This is a genomic window from Camelimonas lactis (assembly GCF_004342915.1).
In the GTDB taxonomy this organism is placed as follows: Bacteria; Pseudomonadota; Alphaproteobacteria; order Rhizobiales; family Beijerinckiaceae; genus Camelimonas; species Camelimonas lactis.
Map to the genome: position 1 here is coordinate 1 of NZ_SLWL01000036.1, position 8,225 is coordinate 8,225.

Sequence of the window (8,225 nt, forward strand, 5' to 3'; positions counted from 1 at the left end):
CGAGCACAAACCGCCTCGTCATGAGGCTTTATAATTGACCCGACTGGCCTACTTTTAAACCGGTGAATGGCCTCTTTTTATTCCGGTGTTTACAACCGGCGAACTGCCGCCGCCTGACGACGCTGGAGGCCGTCCGGGCTGAAATCGGCCTGGCGCCCGGCGACACGTCGGAAGATGCGCTTCTGGCGGACCTGATTGACGAGGTCAGCGCAGCCATCGAGACCTTCACTGGCCGGGTCTTCGCCCTGGAGACGGTCGAGGAAAACGTCACCCTGGACAAGGCAGCATGGGCGTTTTTGCCGGTGCGGTTTCCGGTTCGCGCAGTGCTGGCGCTGGAGGTTCACAAGTACCCGGACGGCAGCTGGAGCGAAAGCCGCCAGCGCCTGGAAGTGTGGTCGGCGGCGGCCGGCGAAACGGCCCATCATGAGCCGGGCAAGGCCGTTCTGATCGACCCCGACGACGTGCTGGTGTCGCCGGCCAACCCCGAACTGATGACGCGGCTGGAGGCGGTCGGGCTGGTTGGCGCCGACGGCCTGAACGCCAGGACGCCTGCCGACTGGCTGCAGGTCATGCGCGAACAGCGGGCCTGCGTCTTCCCCTACGAGTTCGGCGGCGGGCGCCCGATCCGCATGGTTGGCGGGTTCGCCCAGCATACCATTGTCGGCCGCGACACCCTGATGACGCGCGTGGTCGAGCGCTGGGACGAAAGTCGGCGGTTATGAGCCGCCGGAATCTTTGCCTCAAATGCGGGTGGCGCAATCGAGTTTTCGCAGAAATACCAGACCCTTAAGTTTGCCCCAGCTATAGGCCGATTATTGTAAAGGAAGCAGGGAGTCTTGGTTGAACTCATTGAAATTCACTTCTCCATGGCGTTAGGCGATAGTTTCGTAGAAAATGTTGGACGGGGGGCTGCCGTGCTGATTCTTCATCTTTCAGATATTCATTTCAGAGAGTCGGAAATCGGAACCACACAGGATCCGAATGTCCACCTTCGCAACGAAATTCGCCGCGACGTGATCGCGCAGTGCCGCAAGCTCGGTCCACCGGATGTCATCATAGTGGGCGGAGATGTTGCCTTTGCGGGTAGCACGAAAGAATTCAACTTCGCCACAGATTGGCTTCAAGATCTCTGCGACGCTTGTGGCGGGACGCTTCAATCGGTGTTCGTCTGCCCAGGCAATCATGATGTAGTCCGTGACTTGGCAGACCGGAATCTTGTTCAATTGGTGCACGACAAAATCAAATCATCGAGTGATCCTAGTGCTGAAATAGCCAATCAGATGCGGGATCGAGATGCTCGGCGGCTAATGTACGAAAGCCTAGATAATTATAACACGTTTGCGCTCCAATTTTTTTGCGATCTACTGCCACCCGATCGGACGCGGGCTACGCGCGACTTGCTTCTTAACGACGGTTCCACGCTCCGGCTTTGGGGGCTGAATACTGCTTTCATATCAAGCGGGAAGGACAAGGAGGGCGATCTATTCGTCGATCCGGCTAGCTTTCAGATTACACGCCACGACGGCGTGACCAATCTGGTTGTGGCCCACCACCACCTTTCTTGGCTTCGGGAAGGTATACAATTCGGCTACTACTTGGCGGACGTTGCACCTATCCAAATCTTTGGCCATGTACACACGAATCGAATCGATATGAACGTGGACTATATGCGGCTCACTGCGAGCGCCGCGAACCCTGATCGGTATGAGCCGGGCTGGGAGCCGGGTTACAATCTCCTCGAAGTGGAAGTTATTCGTCACGACGAGCAGCGTAAGTTGAGGCTTCGAGCTCACGTCCGAGTCTGGCAAGAGGCTCCAGGTGGTTTCGAGGCGAAAAGATACAAAGGTTCAGATGTTTGGGAGCATACCATTCCTTTGGAGCCATGGGATGCCCCGCCGGCCATCGCTATACCGTCGCCAGAACATATTGTTGATACCGATCGCGGGCCCCCGCCAGATGGAGGAAGCGCGATGAATTCGTTACGCGACCTCGGACTCCGGTTCTACCGGCTTTCCTTCAGCAAGAAATCTGAAATAGCCGGCCGCCTTGAGTTGCTCGAAGAAGAAGATATGCGTCAACCGGACTACGAACGGTTTCGTCGCGTCCTCCTTCGGGCAAACGAACGCAGCCAATTGAATGAACTTTCCGCGGCGGTGCGTGCCGCCGAATTGGGATGATGCCACGATGTCGAGTTTCAAATTCGCGGATAGGTATGCAGAGGCGAGTCTGGCTCCCACTGCCGAGATGATCAAGTCCAGGCAGGAGTCAGCGTCTCGGATCGTAGAAAATATTCGGGGATCACAAGTAGTCGATCTCGTTGATGTGTATTATGGTGGTAAAAAATTAGATATAAACTGGTTTAGGGACGAATTTGCAAAAGAAGATCCAACTTTTAGCTTGATTAACAATGAGCGAGAGGTGCGCGTTCTCTCGACGGCTGTTTTGGGGCAGATTGTCGCCTCCGGCGACCCCGTGGCTATTTTGGCCATTATTGCGGGCAGCGTGTCGGGGCACAGGGTCCCTGTTCAGGCTGAATGGCTTTTGCGTGATGCCAAGGAGGCGCATGGTAGTTTTTCTGTTTCAGATCGCGCGCCAAGTCAGCTTGATATAAAAATTACACCGACAATCGCTACGAAGCTTACAGAAGAAATTACCGATCTGGCAGTGAATGACTGGGCTGGTCTGCTTGTTATTCTAGGAAAAATAAGATCAGAAAGCCAGAATTCCGCCAAGACGACTACGGCGCAGATTTTGAAAGCTCTCGAAGTCCTGAAGCACCAAGCCCAGCTTCAACGAGAGGAAGCTCAGATGCTCTGGTGGTTGGTCGGCGGCCATAGCCGGTGCCTTGAGCGCAGCTTCAGTGAGTTTGCGCCTATGCAGGCAGCGATTATTGGCGGGATTGAAATGGGTGAGCTAACAAGCACAACACACTTGGGGCCCGTCGCAGCGCCGGCAATTTTAGAACGAGTCGTTGCGCTGGCGAAACGACCGAAAGGTGTCGTTGCGCGCGATTTGGCTAGCGCCGTTGATGGGCTGGAGCGCGACTATCTGGGGTGTTTGCTCTCGTCCCATAGGGAGGTGCCCGCTAGATTGGCACCCGTAACCACTGCACTCATGCAAGCGAAATCAATGGGTAACGGGGTTTGGCACCAGTCATTCTCGGAATCGACAGGACTTGATTCTAAAATTATATTTGAACCTGGCGCACTAGCGTCGCAGGCATACTATGAAAATCTATTAGGTCAAGTCTTGTGACTGCCGCTCAGCCTGAGTGTCTGATCAGAAATTAAGTTGAGTGGTATCAGCAGGTTGGCTTGACAGCCTGGCCTGTCGTTGATTCACGGGTTTCGCCAAAAACTTCCTTGGATCAACGATGTGGACTGACACCACTCGCGCCCTTCATGCGCGAAGCGGACTGGCTTTGCCAAGCGATTTGACCGATGCCGAATGGGCGGTTCTTGAGCCGCTGCTCCCACCCGCGTCGCACGTTGGGCGGCCCCGTAAATGGCCGCTGCGGCGCATTCTCGAGGCGATCCTGTATCTGCTGCGCGGAGGCCTGCCCTGGCGGATGCTGCCCCCCTGCTTCCCGCCCGTATCGACGGTGCGACGCTGGTTCTACCTCTGGCGTGACGACGGACTGTGGCTGACGCTCAATCACACCCTGCTGATGGCGGCCCGTGAGGCGGATGGCCGCGAGGCATCCCCCAGTGCCGGAGTGATCGACAGCCAGAGCGTGAAAACCACCGAAAGCGGCGGCCCCCGTGGTTATGACGCGGGTAAGAAGACCAAAGGGCGCAAGCGGCACATTCTGACCGATACCGACGGCAACCTCGTCCATGCGGTGATCCATTCGGCCGCCATACAGGACCGGGACGGAGCGCCGCTGTTACTCGCCGATATTGTCCGCCGTTTCCCGTGGCTACGCCATCTGTTCGCGGACGGAGGCTATGCCGGCGACAAACTCAGGGGGGCCATCCGGTGCTTCGGCAAATGGACGATCGCGATCATAAAGCGCTCCGATGCTGCCAAGGGCTTCGAAGTGCTGCCAAGGCGTTGGGTCATCGAAAGAACCTTCGCATGGCTCAACCGAAACCGCCGGCTCGCCAAAGACTTCGAGCAGACCATCGCATCCGCGACCGCCTGGCTGTTCATAGCCTCGATCCAGCTCTTCACCAGACGCATCGCAAGGGCATGAAATCGCACAGGATAATTTTGAATCAGACACTGATGACGAGGCAGATGTCGACGTCTTTGAGGAGACGGGTGCATCTGAAGCCTCAATTCCGCCTCCACGATGGGTAGCGCTGCCTCCAGCAGGTATGCTGTCGATTGCGGATGCTGATTCTCTTCTGCGTTGGAGGGAGGCATCTCTCGTCGCCATTGTAGGCGAGCGAAATGGCGGCAAAACAACGCTCGCCACGGAATTGTATGAACGTTTCTTACGTGGGCCTTTTGCTGAGGTCGTTTTTTCTCATAGCCTTAGTCTTCTTGGGTTCGAGCAGAAGAGTTTCCAATCGCGGGCCGAGTCACGTGGCACCAAGCCAGATACGCCAAGAACTTCAACGCAAGATGGGCTCAATTTTTTCCATCTAGCGGTGTCAGATCAGGACGACCTACAGCGCACCGACCTGTTAATTTCTGAGCGCGCCGGCGAGGCCTATCGAGAGGTCCGCGACCGGCCGGCGATGGCGATGGAACTGGTCGAAATCCGTAAGGCAAGCACAGTCACATTTATCCTCGATGGTGAACGGCTGGCGGATGGTAGGCGACGCGCGGAAGCAATCGCTTCTGTGCGCAACATTGCGCGGGCGTTCACCGATGCAGGGGCGGTGGCACCCGAAGCCGAGGTGCAACTAGTGACGACGAAGTGCGATCTCCTGCCGACGGGATCGGCGGCTGCGGCACTTGATGCGCTAGCAGCTCTTGAGCAGCGATTTGTTGCATCATATAGTGGGCGCTTCGCTGCTGCTACTACCTTTAGGATTGCTGCACGCGACCCTGAGGGAAAGATAGAGCCCGGGGAGGGCTTGGCCCCACTCCTCCGTAGCTGGTTGAAGCCGCCCATGCGGCCGCACCTTGAGCCACCGAGGCTGCCGCCACTCATTGATGAGTTTGATCGGCTCCTCCTGCGACGGAGGAACTGATGGAAGCGAATTTTATTATCATTGGGCTCCCAGCTTCCGGTAAGACTACGTTTCTCGCCGCCTTATGGCATTTGGTCGAGTCCGGTGAGGCTGAAAGCCGTCTCCAGCTCGATAGCTACGAGGGGGACCTTGCCTACCTAAACAAGATAGCTGAGGCTTGGCGTAATTTTCAAAAGGTGCCACGCACATCTCAAGTCGGCGATGCGAATGTTTCCATCCGCCTAGCGGACCGTGTAACTGGGGGAAAGGCGACTGTTTTTTTTCCAGATCTGGCAGGCGAGACTTTTGACGCGCAGGTAGAGACAAGACAATGTCGCCCCGAGTTCGTACACGGAGTAGCCAAGGGTGTCGGTATCCTTCTCTTCGTTAGCGCAGACGTAACCGGCCACCACCTATCAGTAGTCGAGCTCAACGGTTTGCTTCCGAAACAGGAGGAAGGCGTCAGCACCGGAACGGATCAGAATGAGCAACCTTTCCCCCGTTCGGAGTGGGAACCGAAGTTCGTGCCAGCTCAAGTCAGAATTGTGCAACTGCTTAGTGATCTATTGCGTCCCCCCTTCGAAGCGAGGCGCCGTAACGTCGTTATTATGATTTCTGCATGGGACCTCGTAAAAAACACCGGGCTGGCGCCGAAGGAGTGGTTGGCTGCTAACATGCCCCTGCTTTATCAATTCTTGAGATCTAATTGTGCATGGTTCAACCACGAGATCTATGGGGTATCCGCCCAAGGGCTCGATCTTAACGATAGCTCAGCGATCCACTCGGCCACCTCGACGGATGCGAGCCGCCGAATCTTGATTGTAGGACCAGGAAGTGAAGGTCACGACCTAACTTCGCCCCTCGCTTGGCTTATGTCCGTGGAGTAGCCACACCGCTATGATTGTGGAACAGTGCTTGTTTGGGTATGAGGACGGCCATCGCCTCCTCGCCTCGTCGCTACCACTTGGTGACGAAGCCTCTCTTTTGGTGGAGCTCAGTGACCTGGCACCCGGTTCCATGTTCGGGAGGTCCGAGGGCTATTGGACGGGGATTCCCGCTCCAATGCTCGGTCGGTATGTCTTGATGCGTACATGGCCGGCCCCCGAGATGTCGAGGCCCGGATGTGTTTGGACGCATGGGTTATTGCTAGATCCCATATCGCTCGGTGAGCTGCCCGATCTGTCTGCGCTTGCCGCATATATGCGACGACCAACGACGCCGAACGATCGTAGCACCTACAGAGAGGCACTCTTTGTAGAGGCGCGCGAGGGTGTGAGTGTGGGCGGGGTAGACGACAGTCAACTAAGGGCCCTCCTCATTTCGTTGTACGGCGTTCCGGGGCCAGCAGACATGTTATCGGAGCCGGGCGAAGCTGACGGCGCGGTGTTCGCGGTTTGGTCACAGCAATGGCCGAGGTTGCGCCGCAATTTCCGGTTTCAAACTGCGGTGACCCGTGGAAAACGCACCTCGTTCATCACCCGGTTCGATATTTCATTCCATCTACGCGGTGGTGATGAGGTCAACTCTAATGCGTTGGGGGAGAGTGCTTGGCTGTCCTTGGCCATTTCTGATGCGAAACACGGCCCAGAAGGCGCGTTACGGACGTTTCTACACCGGTATGGTGTGGACGTGCGACGGCAACGTGGGTCTTTCCGACCTCTAGCAGAAATCAAACTCTTAGACGTCGTATCCGACCAGCGCTCTGGCCGTAGGCTCCTGGAGCTGATAACCGCCACATTTCCCGATCCTGAGGATGCTGCTTCCCTTAAGCAGGATATCGTAGACGGCGTGCTGGTGCCGGTTGCGCAGATCGAAGTTCTCTCCTTTGTGTTATCACAGGGCCAAAATCCAATTCTTCCTTTGCCCACGATTGCGGGACTTTCCCGCTTGGAAGCGTTGTGGCCTATTCGTTCAGATGACATGCTCGACCTCGCCGAGCGCGCAGTGGGATTTGGGAGCGCCCTCGGAAGTGCAATTTTCACAATCGTGTCTGGGATTATTCCGCCGGACGAGTTCTGGGCGTTAACCACCAAATTTCCCAGCATACGCCTCCGCATGGTTACAGGTCAGCCGGAGCTCCTGCTCCTTGACGGAATGCGTGTGGTGGATAATGCAACTGTGGCATCGATGTTAAAACTGGTGCCAACAGACGCAGCGATCTGCAATGAGTTGATCACACGCCTCCTCGATCGAGATAATGAGGCGCTTGCGCGGGCAGCGTTAGATCATTTTCCACGTAGTGTCGCGGCGCAGGTGATCGCGGCGCTCGATGAAGGCGCGCTGCCAATTGGGTCAGCTTGGGTGCGCGTGCTTGCCGGACAGCCTGAGGTTCTTCTCGACCCAACCGCAATGTCCCGTGTGTCCAAAACCAGCCTGTTCTACGAGCTGGCGGAGACGTTAGGGTGGTTGACGCCGGAAGTCATCCGAGCCGGGATCCTTCCTTGGATGGCGGCAATATCGGACATAGCAAATGATCTCAATGAAGATCGAAGTGCAGTGCTTCAATCCTTTTTGGTCGCCCTAGCACTGATGTCAGGTAGTGATAGCGGTAGGCGTGTGCTTGAGGAGTTTTTCCACGAGGTTCACGAGCGGATCATGGGTTCTTCGCTCCCGTTGAGGGCTCGTGACATGCTTTTGCCGATGCTGCCCGATGCAGGTTGGTACAAAAACTGGGACCTTGGCGCGCGGCTTAGGCTGGCGATCGCGACAGCCTACGTCGAGTATAACTACCCTCCAAAAAGTTACGCTATGCTTGGGCGAACTAGGAAAAGTCGGTTGCTGCTCGCTGACGCTGCAGGCAGTGTGCGGGGTGGGGAGGCATTGGAAGCGGCGGCAAGGCGGGGATAGATGGACTTTGACGTTGCCCCAGCTTCTATCCGGCCCTGAGTTCGGTCTGACGGTTGTGTTTTGCCTTTGAACGGGTGGTTGAGGCGGGATCTGTCGTGGAGCCCGCGCCCTGGCGCAACGGCAGATCCGGCCGCTGCGCAAACGAAGCCGAGAAGGCGGCTGGCGTTTGCCACGCCAGTGCGGAGTGCGGGCGAGCCCCGTTATAATCGACCCGCCATTCGGCCAACTGGGCGCGTGCCTGCGTCAGCGTGGAGA

Annotated in this window: 8 protein-coding genes and 1 pseudogene; 8 read left to right on the forward strand and 1 reads right to left on the reverse strand. The window is 56.8% G+C overall.

Annotated features, from left to right (window positions below; genetic code table 11):
• Positions 1-62 precede the first annotated feature (62 nt).
• The 8 genes and pseudogenes from EV666_RS17785 to EV666_RS17815 all read left to right on the forward strand — a co-directional run bounded on the left by EV666_RS17785 (position 63) and on the right by EV666_RS17815 (position 7,970).
• Positions 63-722: a head-tail connector protein gene (locus EV666_RS17785; RefSeq protein WP_132010943.1), complete on the forward strand. Its 660-nt coding sequence runs from the start codon at positions 63-65 to the stop codon at positions 720-722.
• Positions 723-836: 114 nt separating this feature from the next.
• Positions 837-2,177, forward strand: a complete 1,341-nt coding sequence (locus EV666_RS17790; RefSeq protein WP_207906453.1) for a metallophosphoesterase — start codon at positions 837-839, stop codon at positions 2,175-2,177.
• 7 nt (positions 2,178-2,184) lie between these two features.
• Positions 2,185-3,255, forward strand: coding sequence for a GTPase-associated system all-helical protein GASH (locus EV666_RS17795; RefSeq protein ID WP_132010945.1), 1,071 nt, complete (start codon positions 2,185-2,187; stop codon positions 3,253-3,255).
• 118 nt (positions 3,256-3,373) lie between these two features.
• Positions 3,374-4,195, forward strand: coding sequence for an IS5 family transposase (locus tag EV666_RS17800; protein WP_132010947.1), 822 nt, complete (start codon positions 3,374-3,376; stop codon positions 4,193-4,195).
• Positions 4,196-4,319: 124 nt separating this feature from the next.
• Complete coding sequence (locus EV666_RS17805; RefSeq protein ID WP_132010949.1) at positions 4,320-5,144, forward strand: TRAFAC clade GTPase domain-containing protein; 825 nt, start codon at positions 4,320-4,322, stop codon at positions 5,142-5,144.
• Positions 5,144-6,010, forward strand: coding sequence for a TRAFAC clade GTPase domain-containing protein (locus EV666_RS17810; RefSeq protein ID WP_132010951.1), 867 nt, complete (start codon positions 5,144-5,146; stop codon positions 6,008-6,010). The genes EV666_RS17805 and EV666_RS17810 overlap by 1 nt, the downstream gene beginning before the upstream one ends.
• Positions 6,011-6,020: 10 nt before the next feature.
• Positions 6,021-6,311: pseudogene (locus EV666_RS18925) on the forward strand (GAP1-N1 domain-containing protein); the annotation flags it as partial.
• A gap of 162 nt (positions 6,312-6,473) precedes the next feature.
• Complete coding sequence (locus EV666_RS17815) at positions 6,474-7,970, forward strand: hypothetical protein (protein WP_132010953.1); 1,497 nt, start codon at positions 6,474-6,476, stop codon at positions 7,968-7,970.
• A 25-nt stretch (positions 7,971-7,995) separates the two neighbouring features.
• On the opposite strand, the gene EV666_RS18930 is transcribed toward EV666_RS17815, so the two are convergent.
• A partial coding sequence (locus tag EV666_RS18930) for an integrase core domain-containing protein (RefSeq protein ID WP_165910081.1) occupies positions 7,996-8,225 on the reverse strand: 230 nt, incomplete at its 5' end.